General features: G+C 39.8%; 17 protein-coding genes. 4 read left to right on the top strand and 13 right to left on the bottom strand.

The genetic code is table 11. The features are described from left to right. Positions 1-13: 13 nt before the first annotated feature. The 4 genes from BUC12_RS15605 to BUC12_RS15590 form a co-directional block, all read right to left on the bottom strand. On the bottom strand, positions 14-1,063 hold the full coding sequence (locus BUC12_RS15605; protein ID WP_062181724.1) for a hypothetical protein: 1,050 nt from the start codon (positions 1,061-1,063) through the stop codon (positions 14-16). Next, positions 1,056-1,868: a fimbrial biogenesis chaperone gene (locus tag BUC12_RS15600; RefSeq protein ID WP_062181721.1), complete on the bottom strand. Its 813-nt coding sequence runs from the start codon at positions 1,866-1,868 to the stop codon at positions 1,056-1,058. The genes BUC12_RS15605 and BUC12_RS15600 overlap by 8 nt, the downstream gene beginning before the upstream one ends. Before the next feature lie 103 nt (positions 1,869-1,971). Beyond that, on the bottom strand, positions 1,972-2,520 hold the full coding sequence (locus tag BUC12_RS15595) for a hypothetical protein (RefSeq protein WP_062181717.1): 549 nt from the start codon (positions 2,518-2,520) through the stop codon (positions 1,972-1,974). 365 nt (positions 2,521-2,885) lie between these two features. Further along, a complete protein-coding gene (locus BUC12_RS15590) occupies positions 2,886-3,761 on the bottom strand; it encodes a helix-turn-helix domain-containing protein (protein WP_062181714.1) in 876 nt (291 codons plus the stop codon). 507 nt (positions 3,762-4,268) lie between these two features. Here BUC12_RS15590 and BUC12_RS15585 point away from each other — a divergent pair. After that, on the top strand, positions 4,269-4,640 hold the full coding sequence (locus tag BUC12_RS15585) for a thioesterase family protein (RefSeq protein WP_062181711.1): 372 nt from the start codon (positions 4,269-4,271) through the stop codon (positions 4,638-4,640). Positions 4,641-4,642: 2 nt separating this feature from the next. Beyond that, entirely contained in the window at positions 4,643-6,805 is a 2,163-nt protein-coding gene (locus BUC12_RS15580) for a helix-turn-helix domain-containing protein (RefSeq protein WP_062181708.1), read from the top strand. On the opposite strand, the gene BUC12_RS15575 is transcribed toward BUC12_RS15580, so the two are convergent. The 9 genes from BUC12_RS15575 to BUC12_RS15535 all read right to left on the bottom strand — a co-directional run bounded on the left by BUC12_RS15575 (position 6,798) and on the right by BUC12_RS15535 (position 18,580). Further along, positions 6,798-7,778, bottom strand: a complete 981-nt coding sequence (locus BUC12_RS15575; protein ID WP_062181704.1) for an alpha/beta hydrolase — start codon at positions 7,776-7,778, stop codon at positions 6,798-6,800. The two genes, BUC12_RS15580 and BUC12_RS15575, sit on opposite strands and share 8 nt — an antisense overlap. Positions 7,779-7,814: 36 nt before the next feature. Then, positions 7,815-9,446, bottom strand: a complete 1,632-nt coding sequence (locus tag BUC12_RS15570; protein ID WP_062181701.1) for a glycoside hydrolase family 43 protein — start codon at positions 9,444-9,446, stop codon at positions 7,815-7,817. Continuing rightward, positions 9,446-10,231: a rhamnogalacturonan acetylesterase gene (locus BUC12_RS15565; RefSeq protein ID WP_062181698.1), complete on the bottom strand. Its 786-nt coding sequence runs from the start codon at positions 10,229-10,231 to the stop codon at positions 9,446-9,448. The genes BUC12_RS15570 and BUC12_RS15565 overlap by 1 nt, the downstream gene beginning before the upstream one ends. A 5-nt stretch (positions 10,232-10,236) precedes the next feature. Beyond that, positions 10,237-11,628, bottom strand: coding sequence for a rhamnogalacturonan acetylesterase (locus BUC12_RS15560; protein WP_062181695.1), 1,392 nt, complete (start codon positions 11,626-11,628; stop codon positions 10,237-10,239). 20 nt (positions 11,629-11,648) lie between these two features. Then, the gene (locus tag BUC12_RS15555; protein ID WP_062181911.1) at positions 11,649-13,196 is read right to left on the bottom strand and encodes a glycoside hydrolase family 28 protein; all 1,548 of its coding nucleotides are present in this window, start codon (positions 13,194-13,196) and stop codon (positions 11,649-11,651) included. A 62-nt stretch (positions 13,197-13,258) separates the two neighbouring features. Further along, entirely contained in the window at positions 13,259-14,221 is a 963-nt protein-coding gene (locus BUC12_RS15550) for a pectinesterase family protein (protein ID WP_062181693.1), read from the bottom strand. A gap of 103 nt (positions 14,222-14,324) precedes the next feature. Next, complete coding sequence (locus BUC12_RS15545; protein WP_236689400.1) at positions 14,325-15,716, bottom strand: pectate lyase family protein; 1,392 nt, start codon at positions 15,714-15,716, stop codon at positions 14,325-14,327. 37 nt (positions 15,717-15,753) lie between these two features. After that, positions 15,754-16,923, bottom strand: coding sequence for a glycoside hydrolase family 88/105 protein (locus tag BUC12_RS15540; protein WP_062181691.1), 1,170 nt, complete (start codon positions 16,921-16,923; stop codon positions 15,754-15,756). A gap of 1 nt (position 16,924) precedes the next feature. Beyond that, entirely contained in the window at positions 16,925-18,580 is a 1,656-nt protein-coding gene (locus BUC12_RS15535) for a glycoside hydrolase family 28 protein (protein WP_062181689.1), read from the bottom strand. Between the two features lie 507 nt (positions 18,581-19,087). Between BUC12_RS15535 and BUC12_RS15530 the strand changes: the two genes are divergently transcribed. Beyond that, complete coding sequence (locus tag BUC12_RS15530; protein ID WP_070808604.1) at positions 19,088-23,584, top strand: hybrid sensor histidine kinase/response regulator transcription factor; 4,497 nt, start codon at positions 19,088-19,090, stop codon at positions 23,582-23,584. A 150-nt stretch (positions 23,585-23,734) separates the two neighbouring features. After that, positions 23,735-24,970, top strand: coding sequence for a DUF4861 family protein (locus BUC12_RS15525; RefSeq protein ID WP_062181685.1), 1,236 nt, complete (start codon positions 23,735-23,737; stop codon positions 24,968-24,970). Positions 24,971-25,011 lie beyond the last annotated feature (41 nt).

The raw sequence follows: 25,011 nt of genomic DNA, 5'->3' as shown, positions 1-25,011 counted from the left end.
ATAAAAAAGCCTCTTATTTAGGCGTAATTTCATACAACAATGTAGTGCTATATTCCGCCATGTCAGCTTCGATCAATTGCTGATCGGATGGTTTTGTCCAATACTGAATATCATAATATGCCGGCGTTTTATTTGTTGATGACCCTACGGAAATTATCTGTGCGACATTCGATAGATCTATTGTTCCGGTCGAAGCCGTATTCGAGCCGGTAGGCACCAGCTGCATCTTAACCGAATTCAACGGTAAAGTACTTCCGTTGGATGAAGTAAACTGAGAAGCTACAGAACGGACTGACACCTGATAACCCATGTTTGAAGATACTATCAATCCATTCGAATAAACAGCCTTTGCACCATTTGCATAATCAGCCAGAGTCTTTAACTCCAGAAATCCATTTTGAGCCTGTCCCGAAATCACGATCGAATAGAGATTGTCCTCCGTATATGTATCGATAAGGTTAAATACATCTATCTGATAAGTTTGCTGATAACTGCCCAACATCTTATTATTGTCGCCATAAGCCCTGAAGGTTAAAGCCAGAATGTAAGTTTTTTGAGTATACCCACCCTGTAAATCTTTTAAATAAGCGCCGGGCATTATTTGCAGATTATAGTGTAATTGCAAATCATAATACGAGTTATACGAAGATACATTGTATAGGGGCGCATTGGATCTCGGTACCAGATAAACCTCACTTCCGCCGCTCAATGGAACTGAGGCCGGCATACCTATTTCCTGAACGGTAGGTATAGCCTTGGGTTGAGCCTGCCCCGAAGTATTCAGAGGTATAAAAACAATCTTATCGGCCGGAAATTGGGCAGAGCCGTCTGTTGACATAATCGCATTCTGCACACTTACCGAAACTTTCCAGTTAGATTCATTCAGGTTTGTGCCGCTATATGTAAATCTCACAGCCATCGCATCGGTGACAGTTTTTCCCTGAAACGAATTTATACTGGTATAGTTATTACTCCAGCCCGAAAATGCCAGTTGAGCATTCGTAACCTGAGTCAAAGCAAAACAGATCACCGATAGTAAAAACGATATCCGGTTCTTATTCATAAGCAAATGCGAGTTCGGCTGCTTCCATATTGTTATCATCTCCATAATCGATCAGAATAGTTGCCGTATAATTTCCCTTTTCCAGCTTTCCGGGCATTTGGATAATCAAATTACGTTTATCCCCCGGCATCGAGTAGAATACAATATTTTCGAGTTGGGTTTCCTTACCTGTAGTTTTATTGAAAAGATCCACCGAAATGTTTCCATCTGTCCATACATTACCGTCGTTATTAAACATTAGCAACATATGTTTCACATCCTTATTGTAAGTCAGGTTTACTATTTCTATTTTCTTTTCGCGGAGCACGCTTGTTCTCTGAAAAAGCTTAATCCCCGAACGGACACTCACTTTTATATTAGCACCATGTTCGTCAATATCATCCACCGGATTCATTTGTGTTACATACAACATCGCCGTATGGACAGGTACATCGGCAGTGAGACCTTCCGGAGCAGTAATACTGATATCGAGCGTTTTACTTTCGCCGGGTTTTAGCGACAGATACGAATTGCCATTCAGATTTACCCAACTCGCACAAGAGTTAGAAAGAGTATCAGCCTGATAGATCATATTCTGACCAAACTCATCGTACTGCCAATCGGCCAAGGTCACAGCCAGCTCCAATACAGTTTTGGCACTGACATTGGTAACCACAACCTGTTCTGTAGTAGTTTGTCCGGGATCCGCTTCGAAATAAACACGGGGAGGAGATACCGAAATTCCGGTTTGTGCCAATCCGGTCAGAGGAGAACCGGTTAAGAATGCGATAAAAAAAAGAATCGCCGGGAAAAATGTTTTCGTCATACAATCTTTTTATATAACAAAGAAGAGTATATAGCATTCACTATAAGACTCTTCTTTTTGAGCAGGAGATCAGATACTTATCTCTTTTGATTTTCCGAAAAACTTATTGAGCTACGATAGTATAGGTCAAAGTAGTAGTAAACACTGTTGGGTTTTCGGTATTCTGATAATAATCCAGATATTTATTATTATCTCCTTTAGCTGCATAGTTTACATTAATAGTCTTATCTACGCCTCCTTTAGTACTTGACACTATTACCTGATCCTGAGCCGATAAGTGAGCCGAGCTGAAAGATGCACTGTTAGATAGTGCGCTTGTACCATTAGAAGCAGTCAATATAACGTCGCTTGCATCGATATTGTTTGCCTTTCCGGTCAGCTGCGAACCCGCTGCTTTTACTTTTACCTGAAATCCTCCTGTGCTGTATACTGTCAGGTGGTCTGCCTGATCAACACTAACACCATTTGCATAATCACTTTTAGTTTTGTAATCTAAGTTTACTGTAGTTTGTTTTGAATTTACAACCAATGTTTGAATAGGATTTAATTTGATATTCAATGTTACAGATCCTGTAGTTTGTGCATTTGCTACTGTAACAACACCGAATAATCCTACAATCGCCAATACGGCAGTTAAAAATTTGGTTTTCATTGATAAATTTTTGTTTAATTTTTTCTACTTTTTTACAACACACTCTTTTTCATAAATAAGGTCTTTAAAAAATCACTTTTTCTGATAACCGTTTCTTACACTTCTCAAATACCAACTGTTAATATGCATAAGCAACATTTCAAAAAACCCAAAACAACAACTTAATAATCAATCAAATAAAGTAAGTAAATCTAAATTTGTCGTTGTTTATTTACGCTTACAAAGATAGAACAGCACCATCTCCAAAAGAGGAAAAAAAGGGAGAAAAAACAGAAAAAAAGGGAAATAATATAAAAAAAGCACAAATAATTGTAACGAAAGTGTAGAAATACTCAATTTTTAGCAAAAAAGTTCTCTTTTTTCTCCTACAGTTTAGAAGCACTCTTGGTTATTAATAGAATATTCCGTAACTGATACCTTACACAAAACTTATTCAATTCACCTAAAGAAGCAAAACCAAACTCCTTCAGAATATCATTAATAGATGCTTTCTGGTAAAATATAAAATTATTCAGGCTATTAATCTTACGTTCAATAATCCATTTATGAGGAGTATCCCCAAATTCCTCTTTGAAATACTTCGTGAAAGTCTTTGGAGTCATAAAACAATCTTCGGCAAGCTCCTTTACTGTTATCGAGTTTGTATATTTGGACAATACCTCCAGCCGGAATTCGCTTACAAGAGCAAGTGCCGGAATAAAAAAACGAATCAATTCGGACTGGTCATATACTCTTTTCGCAATGAAGATAAGTTCCTGGCGTTTTAGGTTAAACAATAAATTAGACCGTAATTCATTATTCTTCAAGAATACAACACTAGCTAAAAAAAACCTCAACATTTTCTGAATATCCAGAGCTCCTAATTCCTGACCGCTTAAATCTTTTCTGTTTTTGATTTTCAAAATTGTCGACTTCTCAAAATAGGGAAGCAGCGAATCGGCTTTTAAGACAATATAAACAGAAGGGAACAATACTTTTCCCATATACGGAGTGTAGTCGCTCGACATCGAATACATACGGCCTCCTGCCAAGGTCATGGGAGAACCATCTGCCGTTCTTATCTCAATCCGTCCTTTAAGCAAAAACACAATTATATTCTCTCCGGGATTTCCTAACGAAACCTCGGAGCCTGTCTCCATATTAAATACCGTAAACGAATCATCGGTCTCGGCTAATTGATTTATTAATAAATTTTCGGGGGAATTAGACTGTCCGTCTATTTTCAAAAAAAACTCTCTCATATATTTATATCTCTCAGGATAAAAGACTTATTAAAGGTATTACTTTTCTCATGATCTGAATGCGATCTTTTTTACTCAATGTATTTACTTCTCGGACAATATAAATGTGATCAATATTAATTCTTTTATTATATAAAATAATAACTATTCAAGTCTCTTCTAAACATTCATGCTAATACCCTATTAACAAAACATTTGAAGACTAAGTTTAGTAAACCGTAGAAATACAGAATATAGATATTTCCGGAAATAATAATTATCTGAGAAACAGAAACAAACAAAATCAATCAACATATCCAATCATTTATAAATAAAACAAATATCTCAGAAAGCAAACTTCACTTAATAATTTCCGGATTCTGTATATCCACCAATATTTCGTATTTTTGGATAAAAAATAGCAGGAAGTATTTACCAACACATTTTCGAAATATAACTGATCATTGCTATTTTACTTACAAAAAACAATAAAAAGGTCTGCGACCTTACACGCCTAATAATAAAACTATGCTTAAAGAAGGTTTATCATTCAGTAGCGAAACAATAGTTGACAATAACAATATCGCATCTGCCTTAGGGTCGGGTGACCTCGCAGTATTTGCCACTCCGGCGATGATTGCCCTGATGGAAAATGCTGCAATGAAAGCAGTTGCCGCATACCTGCCGGAAGGTTCGACAACTGTGGGTTCAGAAATGAATACCACGCATATCAAACCTTCAGGAACCGGTAGTACCATCGTTGCAACCGCTGTACTTACCGAAATAGACCGGCGTAAACTAACATTCTCAGTTTCCGCCAAAGATAATACAGGAATTATTGGCGAAGGTACACATGTCCGTTTTATAGTGGACAAAGAAAAATTCATGTCTAAGCTATAAATATGAATATTACAATCAGCGATACATTCAAGCTGGCATCAGATATCGTTTGCCATACATCGCAATCGGTATATCTGACCGGGAAGGCAGGAACAGGTAAGACAACCTTTCTCCATTATATCAGGAGCCATTGCAATAAAAATATAATTGTAGCTGCCCCTACGGGAGTCGCTGCGATCAATGCCGGAGGGGTAACCTTACATTCATTGCTTCAGCTTCCTTTCGAACCGTTCACACCCAATTTCGAAGGAAAAAAGAAGCTGGACTACCACTTCAAACTGCGTCGTTCGAAGATTGAAATGCTGCGCGAACTGGAACTCCTCGTTATCGACGAAGTTAGTATGCTGCGTGCCGATATGCTGGATGCCGTTGATTACATGCTCCGAAGGTACAGAAATAACACTCATCCGTTCGGAGGTGTACAATTGCTGCTGATTGGCGATATGTTCCAATTACCGCCCGTAGTTCAGAATACTGAATGGGAAATACTGAAATCGTTTTATCAGTCTCCTTTCTTTTTCCATGCACAAGTACTGGCAGAATATCCATTACTCTATCTGGAACTGAAAACAATATACAGGCAAAATGACCCGCAATTTGTCGAAATACTTAACCGTATCCGTAATAACCGTACAACTACGGCTGATCTGGAATTACTAAACAGCCACTACAATCCACAATTTGTACCGCCTAAGGATAGCCAATATGTAACACTTTGTACCCACAACTACAAAGCTGACCAGATAAATAAAGCAGAACTATCGCGCCTGCAAAGCAAAGAGTTCACATTCAAAGGGCAAATCAGGGGCGACTTTTCGGAGAATGCTTTACCTACCGATAACGACCTGACTCTGAAAGCAGGAGCACAGATCATGTTCATTAAAAACGATGCTGGAGAGTCACGCCGTTATTATAATGGAAAAATTGGCATTATCGAAAGCCTGAAGGAAGAATCTATCATAGTCCGTTTCGAAAACGGAGACCTCTTGGAGGTAGATAAAGAATCATGGCGAAACGTCCGATACAGACTCAATGAAGATTCAGGAGAAATAGAGGAAGAAGAACTAGGGTCGTTCACCCAATATCCTATCCGTCTGGCTTGGGCTATTACTATACACAAAAGCCAGGGATTGACCTTCGACCATGTAATCATAGACGCAGGGCAGGCTTTTGCTGCCGGGCAAGTATATGTAGCGCTCAGCCGTTGTACATCATTAGGAGGCATTGTTTTGTATTCGCGCCTTACTCAGCATAGTATCAGCACCGATCCTTATGCCATAGAATTCTCCAAGAAAGAGCAGCCGGTAAATACCCTGCAAGAGATATTGGAGCAGGAAAAACCTCGTTTCTGTGCAGAGCAATTACTTCGTTATTTCGATTGGACTCCGTACATCCGGTCGATCCAGTCATTTAACGAAATAGCTTCAGAAAAAAAGATCCCCGATCAGGAAGAAGTTTTAGGAATGATTTCCCGCCTCTATGTCGATGTTAAAAAACAGGATGAAATAGCCAGAAACTTTCAGAAGGAACTCCGGGTAATATTATCCGTCCCTAAACCCGATATAACAAGACTGGAAGAGCGGGTACAAAAGGCCATTCTGTATTTTCACAATGATATCCAGACAAAAATAATAGTCCCTATAGAAGAACATCTGGCAGCTTATACTAAAAAATCGAAAGTAAAAGCGTATGTCAAGAAAGTTTCGGAGATACACGCAACACTTTTAAAGCTACTCGAAAAATTAGAACATATTTCGTACGGAGATATTCAGTTGACAACAGATCTTACTTTAAGAAGAATCACACCTCAGATCACTGAAAGCATTGAGCCCGAAAAGAAATCCAAGCCTCAGAAGGGAGACAGTAAAAAAATCACACTGTCTTTATTCAACGAAGGAATGAATATCAAGCAGATTGCCACCGAGCGAAACCTGTCTACAACTACTATAGAAAATCATTTGGCTGATTTTATCCTTTCAGGCGAAATAGCTGTTGAACAACTTATTCCCGAATCGAAGCTCAGCTATATGATACCCGTCATACAGAAACAAAATACAAGTACATCCCTTTCGGCTCTAAAAGAGTTATTGCCCAAGGAATGTACTTATATGGATATCAAAGCGGTTCTGAATCACCTCAGATCCGGAAGAAATGAAATTACTTAAACATCTTATCAAGATAAGCGGTCATATACCCGACAGTAGTATCGAACCACGGTTCGAATAACCAAAACGGGTGCGGTGTATCGGGTATAGAATGTACTTCCGTATAAATATTGTAAGCACTCAGTTTTTCGATAATCTCGTCACGACCCTGATGGAAACGGTCTATAGAACTATTAATAAAACAAACCGGGGCCGATTGCGGTGTCACCCAGAATACAGAAGATGCGGCTTTCCAGTCATCTGGTTTTTCTTCGATAGTTCCTCCGAACCACTTAACTGATGCAGAAACCTTTCCTTTAGCTATAGTTGCACGTACATCTTCCAAGGCTTCTTCAACCGTAAAATCCGAAATACCGTCTATATTAATTACAGCCTGTACCGTACTCGAATGATTCGCATATTCTTTACGATCTTCGAATTGAGGTTGTCCATTCGTCGCTCCTATCAGTCCGGCCAATTGTCCTCCTGCGGAACAACCGGATATAGCTATGCGAGTAGTATCTATTCCATACTTATCAGCATTGGCTTTCATCCATCTGACAGCGGTTTTCAGGTCATACACACCGGACGGATAACCGGCTTCGGGGGACAACCGGTATTCTACAGGTATTGCAACATATCCTTTCGATGCTATAGCCTGCGCCATAGGAATCTGTAAGGTAAGGTTCCCCGAATTCCATCCTCCTCCGTGCACCATTAATAGTGCGGGATATTTTTTCTTATCCTTTGGTCGGTACACATTTACGACCAATGCCCTACCCTCGTACGGAAAAGAATATTCCACATTTTCAAATGCTTCGACACCTTTTGGCAAGTCGGGTTTTACCATCTTAATATAGGGTCTCTTTTTAGACTCTTTTATATAAGTAGTATAAAGAGCAAAACTCGTATCACGGGGCACAACTACCTTATTCTCCTGAGCAAATAAACTTATACTGAAAAAGAATATAATGGAAGACAGAATAATTTTCATATATCTCGAATATTTAAGGTCTCAGACCCAATTTATTTACTTGGTCAGTCTGAACCAGTCGATATCAACACGTCCTCCATCATTTCCGCCTATCGGACGGTTACAGAATGTTCCTACCTTAGCTCCAATCCACTTACCTTCTTTAGCCTGGAATGTATTGCCCAATGTAGTAAATTTCTTCCCGTCTTCGCTATACGAAAATGTACAAACGGCTCCTTCTGATATTTTCACCCTCAAATATACCGTTGGATTTTTTAGTGTTACCGAAGCATTCACTTTTTCAGTAGTTCCTTTTTCCGCCTTTATACATTCCGCTTGGGATAGAACAAACCCATTCTCTGTATTTTCAAATGTAAGCACTCCATAATCCAAACCCATTACAACCAAGCCGGTTTTCTCTCCAAAGAATCGGTTATCCGGAACAAGCGTTAATTTCATTGTCGTTGTAAACTCGGGTGCCGGAGCTTTTTGTAATAAAAGGTTAGGAGCATCCCACAAACTCTTATATCCGTCTACAACAGGTACTGAATATAAACTCAACAGCCCTTTAGTTGAATCGGCAAAATACCACCACGACTGAGGGTTAGCATGCCATTGCCATTGTAAGCCTAATGTTCCGGCAGAAAACTCATCACTTTCGGCAGGAGTAGCTATCGGATATGTTTTACCTACATTCGGTTTCTTATAAGTTAATACGGGATCGCCCGATCCGTCTCCATCCTCGTCGATACCTATTACCGGCCAATCGTTTTTCCAGACCATTGGTTGTAAATGGGTAATACGCCCTATTGCTCCAACATCCTGAAAGTGGATAAACCAGTCTTCGCCGGTAGAAGTGTCTACCCAAGCACCCTGGTGAGGGCCATTAATCGGAGATTTTCCTTGTGCCATTACTATCTTACGTTCATACGGGCCAAAAACAGATTTAGACCTCATTGCCACTTGCCAACCGGTGGCAACCCCTCCGGCAGGAGCGAAAATATAATAATATCCGTTCCTTTTATAAAACTTAGGGCCTTCGATAGTTGGATCTATATCATGCCCGTCATATATAATACGGGACTCACCTACTGCTTTTTTACCATCGGGGGTTAAGCGGGTAACAGCTAACAAGCTTTTAATTCCCGCACGACTACCGGCATAACCATGAGCGAGATAAACATTGCCGTCATCATCAAAAAGAGGACAGGAATCAATCAGCCCTTTTCCCTCTTTGACCAACACAAGCGGCTCCCATGTTCCGGCGGGATCTTTTGTTTTGGTCATAAAAATACCCAGATCCGGATCTCCGTAATAAATATAAAATTCACCATTATGATAACGTATAGCAGGAGCCCAGACGTTACCACCATGATTTACTCCGGTTCCGAACAGAGCATTCTCGGGCATCCGGTCTATTGCATATCCTATAATTGTCCAGTTTACCAAGTCCTTCGAATGAAGAATCGGCAACCCCGGAATACAGTTAAAACTAGATGCTGTCATGTAATAATCATCTCCAACCCGGCAAGCATCAGGGTCAGAATAGTCCGCATAAAGAATCGGGTTTTTATACATCCCGTTACCCAAGTCAGCAACCCATGTCTGAGATACAGCGTCCTGGGCGAAAGACGGTGTCAGCGATAAGCTCAGCAACAACCCGGCAATTCCTATTTTCAACAAGTTCATTATTTTAGATTTTTAGTTAAACTACTTATATTATTTTCTTTCAAGCCTTCAACAAAAAGTCCGGCCATTGTTCTCGCACCTTCTTCCACAAAATGAGTGTTATCAATCCTTCCCCCCGGAAAATTGCGATTGGTTCCGGATTTCACATGCAGGAACAGGGCGGTCGATTTGCTTTCGCCAAGACCGATCATCAGGCTTTTACTTTTTTCATACATATCTATCATAGGCACTCCCTTATCCCTAGCAACCTTCCTCGCCAGTTCGACATATTCGCCATGAGAATCCAGAAAATTTCCGTTTTTATCAAAACGGCGCCTTACCACCGAAGTGCATATAACCGGATTGCCTCCCCGTTCTTTCACCTGATCGACAAACATCGAAAAGTTCTTCACATACTCTTCGGGCGGTGTATAACGGTCGGGACGGTCGGCAGCCGAATCGTTGTGTCCGAACTGTATTACCACATAATCACCGGCCTGCATTTCATCCAGAATTTTTTGCCACCAGCCTTGCTCTATAAAAGTACGGCTACTACGTCCATTTTGGGCATAATCGACCACTTCTACATTGTTATCGAAAAATTCAGGAAGCAACTGTCCCCATCCCCTCTCAGGAAAAGGTTCAGCAATACTGTCTCCGGTAATACTATCCAATACCATTTTGGATAAAGGCTTCAAGGCCATAGTAGAATCACCGGCCATAAATATATGTACAGGCCTTTCTTTTGCCGAAACCAACACTAGCAAAACAGGCAGAAGCCACAATAAAATCTTATACTTTTTCATTTCTGTTATTCAATAATAGTTAATCCTGAAATAGAAATTAATGGTACAGATAAATATTTATTCTGAATTTCAGCAGCGTACCATGGGTATATCCGTAAGTAGAATGTCTTACCTTTTGGTACCTCAACAAAGGTAGCTGCTCCAAAGGAAGTCTCCTTATCCTGAGGCAGCCGTTCCATCAAGGCTAATGTTTCGGTTTTGGCAAATGACGGATCACTACTACCCAAAGCAGTAAAGAACATGCCATCGCCACCTACACTTTTCAGTTGGAATGAGATTGAATCGATAGACAACATTCCTGCATCGGGAGTGATAGCTAACTCCAGATAACGGGTAGCATTCAAATCGATATCTCCGGCAGGCCACTTATCTCCAGTTATAGTAATCAAATCCTTGCCACTCTTCTTTGTTACATATCTCAGACCTTCCAGAGCTGAAACAACCGATAATCCATCAGAAACTTCTTTCGTTCCGGATTCGAATGAATATTTCGCAAAAACAGGTTTCGCTCCTTTCTTTTTCAGTGCTTCTATTTTCTGAATTCGCTGTTCCTGTTTTTTCTTTTGCTCTGCTTCGAATAATTTTGAACTGAATAAAACATCATCGGAAGGAATTGTCAAATAATCTGTCAGGATTCCCTGTTTCAGCAAATCCTCAACGGCAAGCCTAGCAAACAAAATACCTCCTTTAGCTTTCAGGTGAGTATTATCATTTTTTGCATAAATAATCTCGCGGGCTTTCTCCGCGCCGTATCCCAGAACAAGTTTTTCCGTCAGCAAGGTCATATCCACCAAAGGAACATTCAGATTACGAGCAAGGGCACGCATAGCCATCGGATAATTCATTGTTGAATCGTTCGCCGCGATTTCCCTTAAACTATGCATTCCTTGTCCCGAGAGTTTTGTATTATCATTTTCGTCCAATAAGCAACGTACAACCGGAGTCAATAACACAGGTACAGCACCTCTTTCTCTAGACTCATCGACATATCGTTTGAGGTATTCCTGATATTGTCCCCACGCAGCAGTACCACGTCCTTTATGATCATCGGGATCACTATCGAGCCCCTGAGCTTTTTCGTCATTATGCCCGAATTGAATAAAAACATAATCGCCCGGTTTTAGCGTATCCCTCAAGTCGAGCCAAAACTCATAGTAAAACGATTTGGAGCTTCGTCCGTTTTTTGCCGCATTAGTAGATACTGCCCCATTTGTTAGGAACAAGGGTAACATCTGCCCCCAGCCACGCATTTCATTCTCGCCGCTTCGTTTTTCCACATCGTAATCTGCCATAGTAGAATCACCGATGGTAAGAATACGCACTTGGGCATTGAGATAATCAGCAGATAAAACCAGAACTGATAATACTGTTAAACAAACTATTTTGAATAATCTCATCTTACTAGATTTTATCGAGATCAGTTAATCTTTACAGTCTTCACATTATCCAGAAAGTTATTCCCCCAAATAATCTGACTGTTTACTTCCTTACAGAACACATCAGCAGGTGTTATCTGGAAACAGTTATTGATCAATCCGTTAGTCACATTATTCAATTCAACAATAGGTTGTCCGGCTAACGGAGCTTTTGAACGAACATTATTCAATACAATATCCGTACATTCATCGAAAGCGAAAGAAGCACCTTTCTTCACTGCCAAATCAACATTATGGAACTGTATATTTTTTGCCGTTTTTGCTGTGAAACCAACTTCGGCTACCATATTTATATTCGAAAAAGAGATTTCGGAAATAGGCATCTCTTTGATACCTGTTATATATCCCACTTTCTTTATATCATTACCCGTTACATTACTTATATGAATATTACGGAATGCAGGAGTACGTTCCGAAACAGGTTCCTCCTTCGAGTCTTTATCATAGAACAAGTCGAATATAAAAGCATTCCTCTGGATATCATTCATCACAATGTTATCGACGCGTATTTCTTCTACAACTCCGCCACGGCCTCTTGACGATTTCAAACGAATACCTGCATCCGTTCCATTAAATACGCAATTGGATATAGCTACTTTTTTTACACCTCCCGACATTTCACTTCCGATAACAACTCCTCCGTGTCCGGCAAGCATTATGCAGTTGGTGATAGTAATATTCTCACATGGTCTTCCGTATTTGCGTCCATCTTCGTCACGTCCCGACTTGATAGTTATACAGTCGTCACCGACACTGATAAAGCAGTCTGAAATACGGACATTGCGACACGATTCGGGATTAATACCATCCGTATTGTGCCCTTTCGGATTTTTCGACGGATTATTTATTGTCACCCCATGTACAATAATGTCATCACAACCTATAGGATTAATCGTCCAGAAAGGAGAATTAATGATAGTTATTCCTTCAATAACTATATTTTTCGACTCATGAAACTGAATAAACGGAGGCCTGAAAAATTTACGCTCCAATGTCGACTCATAATAGGGCGATACTTTTATGTCTTTATTCGCATCGAGCCACATTTGTTGTAATTTATTAGTACCCGAAGTTTTGCCATTTGCCCGTATCTCATCGATAAGCTGACGCGACTCTTTCCACCATGCATGCCCTTGGCCATCTATCACTCCGCGACCTTTGATGGTGATATTTTCGACACCATCTGCATAGATAAGAGGCGAAAGACTATTCATAAATACACCTTCCCACCGTACTTTCACAAAAGGCAGGTATTCTTCGAACTTATCCGAAAAACGGAGTACTGCACCCGACTCTATATCCAAAGTAATATTACTTTCGAGATGAATGGCAGCAGTCAGATAATTCCCTGCCGGAAAATAAATTGTACCGCCACCTTCGGCAGCAGCTTTCTGTATACTCTCGTTTATTAACTGGGTACAGGTATTTTTACCTGTAGTATCCGCTCCGAGGTCTTTTATATTATAAATTTTAGCTTGTAGCCCCGTCAAACAAAGAAGAAAGGCTAAGCATAAAAAAGATTTTTTCATTTCGTTTCTATGTGAGGTTAATTTTTTTATATATATTCCGGACTGTAACATGTACTCATCCTTTATTTTTTAACTAAAGGATTCCAGTTATCACACCCTTTCAATACATTTTCTATTGTATATTCAGCAGCTTCTTGTTTGGTCAACATTTTTGCCCATTTTACCCGTCCGGCTGTTGCCGCACCTTCACCGCTATTGTTGTACTCCATGTAGCGGGCAGTCTTTTCATTCTCTGGATTTCTCCAGTTTTCCCATCCTTCGGATTTAATCCCTTTAGGCAAAGAACAATTCATGAATAAAGTCATTGCATAAGCTCTCCAAGGACGTCCAAGATACTCTTTGTCTACGCCCGGAGCCAATTCAACGGTACAATTATTGAATATATAACCGTATTTGATATTTTCGGGAGTACTGGCTGCTGTTATATACGAATTGGACTTACAATAAATCCGGCAATTCTCGAACCAAGCAGTCGACGGACCGAAAATAAAATCGGTAGTTCCCTCGATATAACAATTCTCGAAATACTGGCGCATAGCCTCACGGCCTGTGTATATCGTATCCTGATTCCCTAAAAAACGGCAGTTTCTGAAAACCACCCGGTCCCCTTCAACAAAAAGTGCTACAGCCTGTCCCATAGGGGCAGCAGAGTTTTCGATAGTCAAATTCTCTACGGTTATATCATTTCCACTGATTTTGAACGAATAAGATCTAAATGTACCCATCTTATTTACATTAGCATGATCGTCGTAATTTATTATCGTTTTATCACGGTCTTCGCCTACCAGCTTTACATTTGTAAGATGTGTATGCAGCACTAATTTTTCCTTATACACTCCTTTTTTTATATAGATGGTCATCTCTCCTTTCGGATCAAAAGCCCTGACCGAATCTATTGCCTGCTGTATGTTACGGAAATGCCCTGTGCCATTGCGGTCTACGACTATCGTCCTGTCATCATTCTCAACGGCCCATATAGATATGGAGCAGAGCAAAAGGCAAAATAAATAAATAAATTTTCTCATGGTTATATATCGGTTATTTAAGGTCTCAGACCTATTTGTTTATTTGGCTAGAAAACAATGACAATCTGCTATGATTCTCAAATTTATCATTAAATATTTACAGTCACTTAATAATATCCGCAACTAAACTATTCAGGTAAACTTCCAGGTAAGTGTATCCGGACGGATCAAGATCAGTAGACAGCTTGCCCGGATAATTCTTCTCCAACCAACCATCAGGTATACCATTATTATCCGAATCTTTAACAACTTCCGATTCTGCAAATCCGTATACATCCCATCCGCCAACATCCGACTGACTGTCAATCATTCCGGGACGGGTAGTCGTATTCCGGGAAGCTCTCACCGGAGTTAATCCATTCCGGGTCTCATTGACAACACGTAAGTCTGTATTATCGCGTTTCAAGCTTGCTCCGGCAGATGATAAAATTTTATCGAAAGCATCTTCCGCCTTATCAGTTTTTATCGGAACAACTTTAAATTCGGAAGCAACCAGCAACTCTGCTACATTCTTCGAAGATGGGTTTGGTTGAAGCCCGAGACTATTATCTTTTGTTGTTTTTTGATTTCCTTCCATCACATTTCCTTTCAGGAAAAATTGCCCCCATATTCCTTTCGGTTGCTTATTGGTGCCATCATCCGCGTTTGGCGAAAATATCCGGTTTTTGTTTGAAGACGATTCAGTTGGTTTATAATAATTATTAATAAAATTATAGCGTCCGCCCTCACCGGCATATCCGCTATTACTTCCCCAATTATAAATCGCATTATTCCTGAAATCGACCAGCTCGAGGTCAGGACGGTTCGAATAACGCGAACCACACATCCGGGGGTTACGGCTATCGTGGTGCGCCAAAAGGTTATGGTGGAATGAGGCCATATGTCCGCCCCATATTCCACCATACCCATGGTTGCCCTTACGGTGCACCGAAGTTCTAAGACTTTCGGAAATAATAGACCATTGCAGAGTAAAGTTCTCATTATCATAGAAAGACGCGCACTCATCGGTACTCCAGCTCATAGAGCAATGGTCTATTATTATATTCTTGTTACGGTAACCGGATATAGCATCATCTTCGAGACCGGTCAGATCCCCCATACGAAAACGCATGAAACGGATAATCACATTATCTCCGGTTATCTTTACATTATTATCAGCAATACAAATACCGTCACCCGGAGCACTTTGTCCGGCAATAGTTGTATTTTCCGAAACATTCAATCTCGATTTTAAATGTATAATTCCTGCGACCTTAAATAATATAGTTTTAGGGCCAGACCTGTCTAAGCACCAACGCAGAGTTCCCTCTCTCAGTTCTTTATCACCAACCAGAGTATCCTCCAGTGATGTCACATAATAAACTTTACCACCTCGTCCTCCGGTGGTGTACATCCCGCCACCTTCGGCTCCGGGAAAGGCTAAAGTTTGAGCGTCTACCGAAAACACGCCGGATACCAGCAAGCAACACAGAAACATTATACATTTAGTTTTCATCGTTCTATTTTTTTTCGGGTAATTGGTAATATCACATTTACTTATCCAATAATATACTCAGCATAATAAACGGTCCCACTGCTTTAGGATCATTATCCCGCACCGGTTCCGAAATATAGTACTCGAAACTTCCGTCGCGGTACACTTTTTCACCTCCTAAACCGGCAACACTACATCCGTCGGTTATAGAGATAGTTCCATCCGATTCTTTTTTTACAAATCGCTTAAGATATTGAGAATATGCTTTCTGCCCTTTCTTCAAATACGATTTGTCGAGGTACCCTCTTTGCGCACCCTTAACCCATGTATAAATAAACATGACAGATCCGCTTGATTCGAGGTAATTACCTTCGCGTGTGCCCAGATTAGTTACCTGATACCACATTCCGGTCTTAGGCTCCCTGAATTTTTCTACAGCAGCACTTATATCCTTCAATATCCCGATCAACTCAGGGCGTTTAGGATGATCCTCTGGAATAAAGTCCAAAGCATCTACGATTGACATCATATACCAACCGATACTTCTCGACCAGAAATTCGGAGAAAGCCCCGTTACCGGATCAGCCCATTTCTGCTGACGGCTTTCGTCCCATCCATGATAATATAATCCGGTCTTGGCATCATACAGATATTTATGAGCATCCACTATTTGCAGAACAACCTCGTCATATAATCCCGGTTCATTAAACGTTTTACCATATTCCGCTAAAAATGGCCCGGCCATATACAAACCGTCAAGCCATACCTGATGCGGATATATTTTCTTATGCCAAAAGCTTCCATCTGCCGTACGTGGATGGGTTTTCATCTGATTACGCATCAAATCCAAAGCGAGTTTGAAGCGCTCTTCTTTCGTTTTAGCATAAATCGGGAATAACATTTTACCCGAGTTCACCCGGTCGATATTATACTCTTCCGGTTTGTATGTTTTGATTTGCCCGTCGGGAGCGACCATCAGATCGGCAAAACTATACGCATAATCGAAATACTTTTGATCATGTGTAACATTCCATGTCTGCAATATTGCCTGTAGCATCAAACCATGGCAATAGTTCCATTTCGGAGTCTTTGAAAAATCAAGCATCCATGATTCGGGATTTCTCTTCATTTCCGAATCACTCATCTGCTGATAATATTTGTTTCCGGCCTCTATGGGAAATACAGAAGCCAGAACAAACATCAATATCGGTAACAATCGTATTTTCATATTATTTTGATTTAGAAGAATTTTGCACAAGATCTTCTTTTACTGAAGCAGGAAGATTAATATTCTGCGATTTTTCTCCGCTTATATTCACTACTTCTTTCAATGTCTCAGGAAAAGTAAACCCTTCAACATTCATATTCTGTACATTTTTCAGAATCAAAGCCGGACCTTCAGCCGGAACGATCTTTACATTCTTGAATGAAATATCTTTTGATTCTACCAGTTCCGCACCTATTTGAGACGAGATCGTTACATTCTCGACATGTATGTCGCTTATATTCATTTCAGGCAAACCATTAAAGAACATAGCACGACGTGCATTTCGGGATGTCAGGTTTTTCACGTATATCTTCCTGAAAACAGGAGTAGTTTCATCCACAGAAGGAATTACTTCTGATACAGGAGTTTCATCCCCATCAACTAAAGATTCTAAGGCAGACTTTCCTCCATAATATAAATCGAATAAGAAAGACTCTGTTGCAATATTGAACATCTGAATATCAGACACATAAATATTTTCGACAACACCGCCGCGTCCTCTTCTGCTTTTAAATCTCAATCCGACATCTGTTCCCAAAAACTGGCAGTTGGTTACAGAGATATTTTTTACACCACCCGACATTTCGCTACCAACAACAAAACCTCCGTGCGCTTTGAAAACCTTACAATTATCAACAATCACATTTTCGGTAGGAAGTCCTCTTTTGCGTCCGTCCTCATCTTTACCCGATTTTATACAGATACCATCGTCTCCGACATCGAACGTACAATCTACTATAATAGAATTTTTACATGATTCGAGATCCAAACCATCTCCATTCTGGGCATAAGACGGATTTCGTATAATGAGATTATCCAGTATAACATTTTCGCACATCAGCGGATGTATATTCCAGCTAGGAGAGTTTTCGAACAAAACATCCTGTAAGAGCACATTCTTACATTCTACAAAACTAACCATTACCGGACGTAAAAAAAGCTTTATCTCGTTCCATTGCTCTTCTGTCAAGTCTCCGGTCGGCACATTCATGTCCGACATAAGGAAACCTTTGTGAGCACCTTCTGTAGGGAACCAGTAATAACCGCCTTCGACGACACCACCCGAAGCAAGTAAAGCTTTCCACTGTTCTTCTGTAACTTTTCCTTTCTTCACCGGACGCCACGAACCTCCTGAACCGTTGATCGATCCTTGTCCCGTTATTGCAATATTCTCCAGATTACGACCTGAGATAGGTGACTGGCAACGCTTGGTTTCCAATCCTTCAAAACTAGTGGATATTAACGGATATAAATCAAAATCATCCGAAAAGAGAATCAACGCCCCCTTCTCCAGATGCAGATTGATATTCGACTGAAAAGTAATCGGACCGGTATACCAGATACCTTCAGGCACCACGAGAGTTCCTCCGCCTTTGGCCGATAACTCCGACATACCTTTAGCAAAGGCCTCTGTATTAAGAGTCTCTCCATCAGGCACTCCTCCTACATCTGACAGAGACAACTTATTATTTGGAAAAACCGGAGCTTGCACCCTCGGCATTTCAAATGGTAAATCTTTGTACAGATATTCATATTTATACTCTTCCTGCTTATTAGCCTGACATGCCAATAGCAAAAACCCCATACATAAAACGGAAATGCTTTTTAATATTTTCATCGTTGTAAATAAATTTCAAGTTAACGGACCTGCTTCTATAAAGCATCTATAAGGTTAGTGGTTGTTCGCACCAACATCTTTATTTAAGCAGCTAATAATTGGATATAAACTCTACTCTATAGACGGTAATTTCTGATTAGATTTTTCCATAGCGAAAATGTGTTTATAGTTAATTTTAGTGTGGATTTAGATTCTGTCATGCAATATTAATATTTATACACAACTTAAGCAGGGGTATTTTTGACCATATGGGGGTGAGAAATTGTCTCTATCCACTGAAAGGATATACCTTATAACATGGAAAAAAATACACATAGCGGTAATTATCTTCAGATAATAAACAAAAAGCCCCCTTTTCCGTTTCAAGATATTCATTTACATATCAACACCTTACCTACACACACGCATATAATCAGAATCTTTAGTTTTTACCAATTTATCCCCCTTTTCAAATATTAAAAAGCCTCTTTTATAGAGACTTTTGTATTTTTTACTCGGAATTCTGCTATGACTAAATTATATTTGTACTCAATCTATCAAATCCATGAAATGACATCTGCACGCTACTACCTTATAATATACTTTACTTTCATTTTCTCGGGAATATTTGGCCAACCCAAATGTTTCTTTGAACATTATGGGACTGAAGACGGGCTACCTCAGCATACTGTCATGGGAATATTGCAGGACAAGAAAGGCTTCATGTGGTTTTCGACATGGAATGGACTGTGTAAATTCGACGGTTATAATTTCACTACCTATAAGATACAGGATGGAGACTCGTACCATATGCTCAGCAACCGTATCGATCATATGTACGAAGACAAATACGGATATATTTGGACATTATCGTATGATAGCGAAGCACACCGGTTCGACCCGAAGACCAATCGTTTTATGGGATTAAGATCTTTGCCCGATTATCAGGATCTTACCTTTACGGCAACGACTATTACTCCTACACCATCCGGTAAAGTATGGTTACTATCTGATAAAATGGGCTGTGTATCGATTATCGACTCAACATTCAAAGTTGAATTCTACAATATCGAAAACAAGAAAATACAAAGCAACAAAATTCACAAAATATACGAAGACAGCAATCTACAGACTTGGATACTTACCGATAACGGTTTATACCTATTACCGGCAGAAGGAAGTAAAATAAAATCCTTTTTCACAAATCCAAAATCAGCCCAAGGACAACAGGCATCCCCTTTTTATTCTGCCCAGCAAATTGATGATGAAATATGGTTCGGGAGTACCGATGGAAAGATATGGAGATACAATAATAACAATGGCAGCTTTATTTATTTCGATACCGGAATAGGGTCTTTCATCAAAGAGATAAAGAAAATAGACAATGAGCGCATACTAATGGTAAGTGCTAAAAACGGATTCGGCATATATAATAAAAAGACCGACAGTATCTCTGTGCACAATAAATTCAACACACCTAACCTAAAGAGTGACTCTATCATATCGACCTATATAGATAAAGATAAAAACGTTTGGATAGAAATGGATATACTTGGAGTCTCGAAATATAATATCCTTACCGGACAAATGAAGCACTTCAGTATGAAGATAGAGAGTGCAATATCAAATGTTTTTCCTCCTAACTTTTTTATATTCGAAGACAAACAAGACAGGCTATATGTACACCTTCGGGGAGGAGGATTTGGGTATTATGATCCGGTCAACGACCAACTCATCCCTTTTTATAACGAGCCTTCATCCCCCTCATGGAGATTTTCGAATATGTTGCATGTCGGATTTTCGGATCGTCAGGGTAACCTCTGGTTAAGCACCCGGTCTCATGGACTCGAAAAGATCATATTTAACAATAGTGTTTTTAAATCGACAATCATAGATTCGGACATACACTCTACCATAAACAATGATGTCAGGTCTATTTTCGAAGATTCGCAACAACGGCTCTGGGTATCTACCAAAGGAGGAAAAATGTACCTTTATGATACAGATCTGAATTTGATAGGATATATAACATTCAATGGCAAAATCGGAGAAGGCGCACCACTGGAAGGTACCGGATATTCCATTATCGAAGACAACAAGAAAAATATCTGGATAGGAACCAAAGGTGACGGAATATATAAGCTCAGTCCTACTTCAGACCCTAAATCTTACAATGTAGAACATTACAAGCACAATCCGTCAGATCCACATAGCCTGAGTGACAACAGCATATACAGTATACATCAGGATTCTAAAAACCGAATCTGGATAGGAACATACGGAGGTGGACTTAACCTTGCAGAAGAAAACCAGCCCGGAAAGTTTTACAACAAAAACAACAGCCTCACAGGTTATCCGATACAGCAAGGAGCAAAAATCAGGATAATATCGTCCGATAAATACGGAAACATATGTATAGGTACCACATTGGGACTGATCATGTTTTCGCCCGAATTCAAAGCCCATCAGGATATAGCATACAAACTATTTACACTTGTTCCGGGTACAAACACGAGTATCACAAATAATGATATATATGATATATGTACCACCAAAGACGGAGAGACCTATCTGGCAACCTTTGGTGGTGGTGTAAATAAAATAAGCGAGGTCGACGAAAATAATTTACCCACACAGTTTATATCATTAACCACCGAAAACGGCCTTGCCTCAGACGTTGTACTAACCATAGTAGAGGACAGCCAGAAAAACCTGTGGATAGCATCCGAAGGTAACCTCACACGATACAATCCTAAAACCCAATCGTGCGAGACATACAGTGAAGTAAGCAGATTAATAAAAGGACAAAACTTTTCGGAAGGCTCCAGAATTACAACCCGATCGGGAATAATATATTTCGGATATTCAAAAGGCCTGATTTCAATTGACCCCGAAAGACTGGAGCGAAACACCTTTGTTCCCTATGTAGCACTGACAAAATTACTAATATCGAATAAAGTAGTTAAGGTCGGGGATGATTCACCTCTGAAAGAGAATATCGACGATTTAGATCATTTACGTCTAAGCCACAAACAAAATTTCATCAGTATAGAGTTTGCAGCGCTCGACTATATCGACCCGAAAAGAATCAGTTATTCATACAAACTTGATGGGCTCGACGAAGACTGGATCATTACGAAAGATCAACGGATAGCTAACTATTCGAATCTATCACCCGGAAAATATATCTTTCATGTCAAATCGACCAACAGCGATGGTATCTGGATGGATAACGAGCATACACTACTGATAGAAATAGTTCCATCTTTTTGGCAAACAGGATGGGCATATCTGCTATACCTAATTATATTCATCGCGATCTTATACTCTATCCTTAGAACGATTTTCACATTCTACAGATTGAGAGACAGGGTTATACTGGAGCATGAACAGACTGAAATGAAGACCCGTTTCTTTACAGATATTTCACACGAGATACGAACTCCACTGACAATGATTGTATCTCCTGTAGAGAATATACTCGAAGACGAGAAAACCCCACAGGAAACCAGATCCCAACTTCAGTTAGTATTGAAAAATGCTAACCGTATGCTTCGTATGGTCAATCAGATACTCGATTTCAGAAAAATACAGAAGCATCAGTTATCCATACAGGCAACACCTATAGGCAGCTATATTTCCGATATTTGTCAGAGTTTTACTAAAACAGCTGAAGGACAAAATATAGATTTAAAGGTGAATGACCAGAGTGAAGGTGAAAAGATATGGATAGACAGGGACAGTGTAGAGAAACTCACATTCAACCTTTTATCTAATTCATTCAAATATACCCCGTCCGGACGTACCATAGAAGTAAATATCTTCAAAAAAGATAAATACATCGCCTTACAGGTTACTGACCAAGGCAAAGGCATGACCAAAGATGTGCTAAACAAGCTTTTCACACGGTTTGCATCATTCAATCCGGATAAGAGTAAGCCCAGCACAGGCATCGGTTTATCTATCGTAAAAGAAGTAGCAGACAGGCATTATGCTAAAATACAAGTGGAAAGCACCCCTAATGAAGGGTCTTCGTTCACCGTACTCTTCCCCTTAGGCGTGGAGCATTTCGATGACAGCGTTAACATAGTTCATCTAACCGAAACCGTTCAGCCCATACCAACTGAAAAGAAAGATAACATCACTGGAGATCAAACAGAAACCCCGGAAACAGAAGAAACTTCAATTGACAAAGAAGAACAGAAAGCTGTTATTCTGGTTGTAGAAGACGATGACGACCTTCGCCATTTTATTTCTACAATACTCTTACCCTACTACGATGTATTAGAAGCCTCCAATGGAAAAGAGGGGTACGAACTTGCAGTAACCAACATCCCCGATTTTATACTCAGTGACCTGATGATGCCCGAAATGGATGGTGTACAATTCTTACAGGAAATACGTAACAACTGTGAAACCAGCCATATTCCATTCATTCTGCTGACTGCAAAAACAGACATGGAAAGCAGGCTTAGCGGACTCGATTTCGGAGCCGACGATTATATCACAAAACCTTTCAGTGTCAAATATCTCCGTGCCCGTATCAATAATATTGTACAGCAAAGAAAACGGCTATTCGACACCTACACATTACAATCCGGCAGCACCATCGTAGCTCCCGAATTAACGCCATCCGATGAACAAGCCATTGATCAGGAAGAACAACAAATTACAGGACATGATAACCTGTTCCTGCAAAAAGTAGAGGAAATTATAGAGTCAAATATCGACAACAGCGATTTCCTTATTGAGGATCTGGTATCGGCTATGGCCATGAGCCGTACCGTATTCTTCAAGAAGCTTAAAAGTTTGACAGGATATTCGCCCATCGAATTTGTGCGCAATATTAAAATAAAACATGCTGCTAAACTTATTACTAACAACAATGAATATACGATAAAAGAGATTTCTTTCATGATAGGTATTTCCGACACAAAATATTTCACCCAATGTTTCAAGAAAATATTCGGAACAACACCCAGCGAATACAGAAACCAGCACAGAGAACCTGAGTCTAAAAAATAATGTAATATCGTACAAATACGGGGAAGAATTAGCCAAAGTCAAAATAACCCCTCTTATTGTAGTTTCTTTTTATTTATATTTGTCTGTATATAGTATAAACCAGAAGAGTCAAACAATAAAATTGGCTTTACTTATCGGAACCTTATCATCATGAACACATCAGCTTTATTTCTGAAAAAAATTGTTTTTGCAGGCTTATTCCTCTCTGTAGCATCAGTAAGCCTTTCAGGTCAGAATACCAGTAAAGAAATCCGTCTGAAAAACAACTCTTCGACGACAGTAACAGACTACACTCTCGAAATTCCGGTAGAAAATCTGGCTCTTCCCTTCGGTAACTATATAGCCGAATACGAAGGCAAAGTGGTTCCTGTAGAGATCAGCAGCAATATATACAATAAAACTTTCGCTATACTACCTATCGACAAGATAGACGCTAATAAAGAACTGAAAATAACGATCAAGAGCGGCCATGCCGAAGCATATCCCAAACGGACCTATGCCGAATTATCTCATAAGATAGGCGGTCAATTTGTTGGGCGCGAATATATAGGCGAACACTCTTGGGTAAAGCCGAACAATATAACTCTACCCGGTAGTTTTACCGATCACTCATATTATATCAAGTACGAAGGCCCGGGTTGGGAAAGTGATAAAGTTGCCTTTCGCTTTTATCTCGATAACCGCAATGCAATTGATGTATTTGCAAAAAAAACATCCGAAATCGTTCTTCCGGGTGTAGGTATAGACGGATTTAGCAACTACCATAATATGGCTGCATGGGGAATGGATAATATGAAAGTAGGAGCCGGACTGGGTATCGGCACCATTGCTGTATGGAACGGGAGCAAAGCTGTCCGGGTTGATAAAAAAGACAGTACTACCTGCTTAATCCCGATGGACGGAAAGATTCGCTCTCAGGTTAAAACCATATATTATGGATGGGACGCAAACGGAACCAAATGTAACCTTACATCTCTTATCTCTATTGATGCCGGTAGCCGCGCATCCCACATGGAGCTGTTTGTGGATAAAAACATAGACAATCTGGCTACAGGAATCATCAAGGATAAAAACGCTAAGCTGACAATAAAAAAAGAAGAAGGAAGCGAATGGTCATATATTGCGACCTTTGGCAAACAAAGTTTGAATAAAGACATGCAGGGATTGGTCGTATTCGTGCATACTAAGCAAATCAAACAAATAACAGAAGATGAGTTAAACCATGTATTAGTATTGTCGCCTGACAACGGGTATTTAGAATACTACTTTATGCCGACATGGGAGCTAGATAAAGAACCTGTAAAAGACGAAGCCACTTTTTTGAAATGCATTGATGAAGTTTTAAACAGGTTAAATAGTAAATTTAACATAACAGGACTAAAATAATTGCGGATATTATTGGAAATAAGCATCCTTTGAGCTTTATT

Source organism: Indolivaga macrotermitis (assembly GCF_900128985.1).
Classification (GTDB): Bacteria; Bacteroidota; Bacteroidia; order Bacteroidales; family Dysgonomonadaceae; genus Dysgonomonas_A; species Dysgonomonas_A macrotermitis.
The sequence above is the reverse complement of the archived record's forward strand: the minus strand, read 5'-3'. Positions and strand labels throughout refer to the sequence as shown.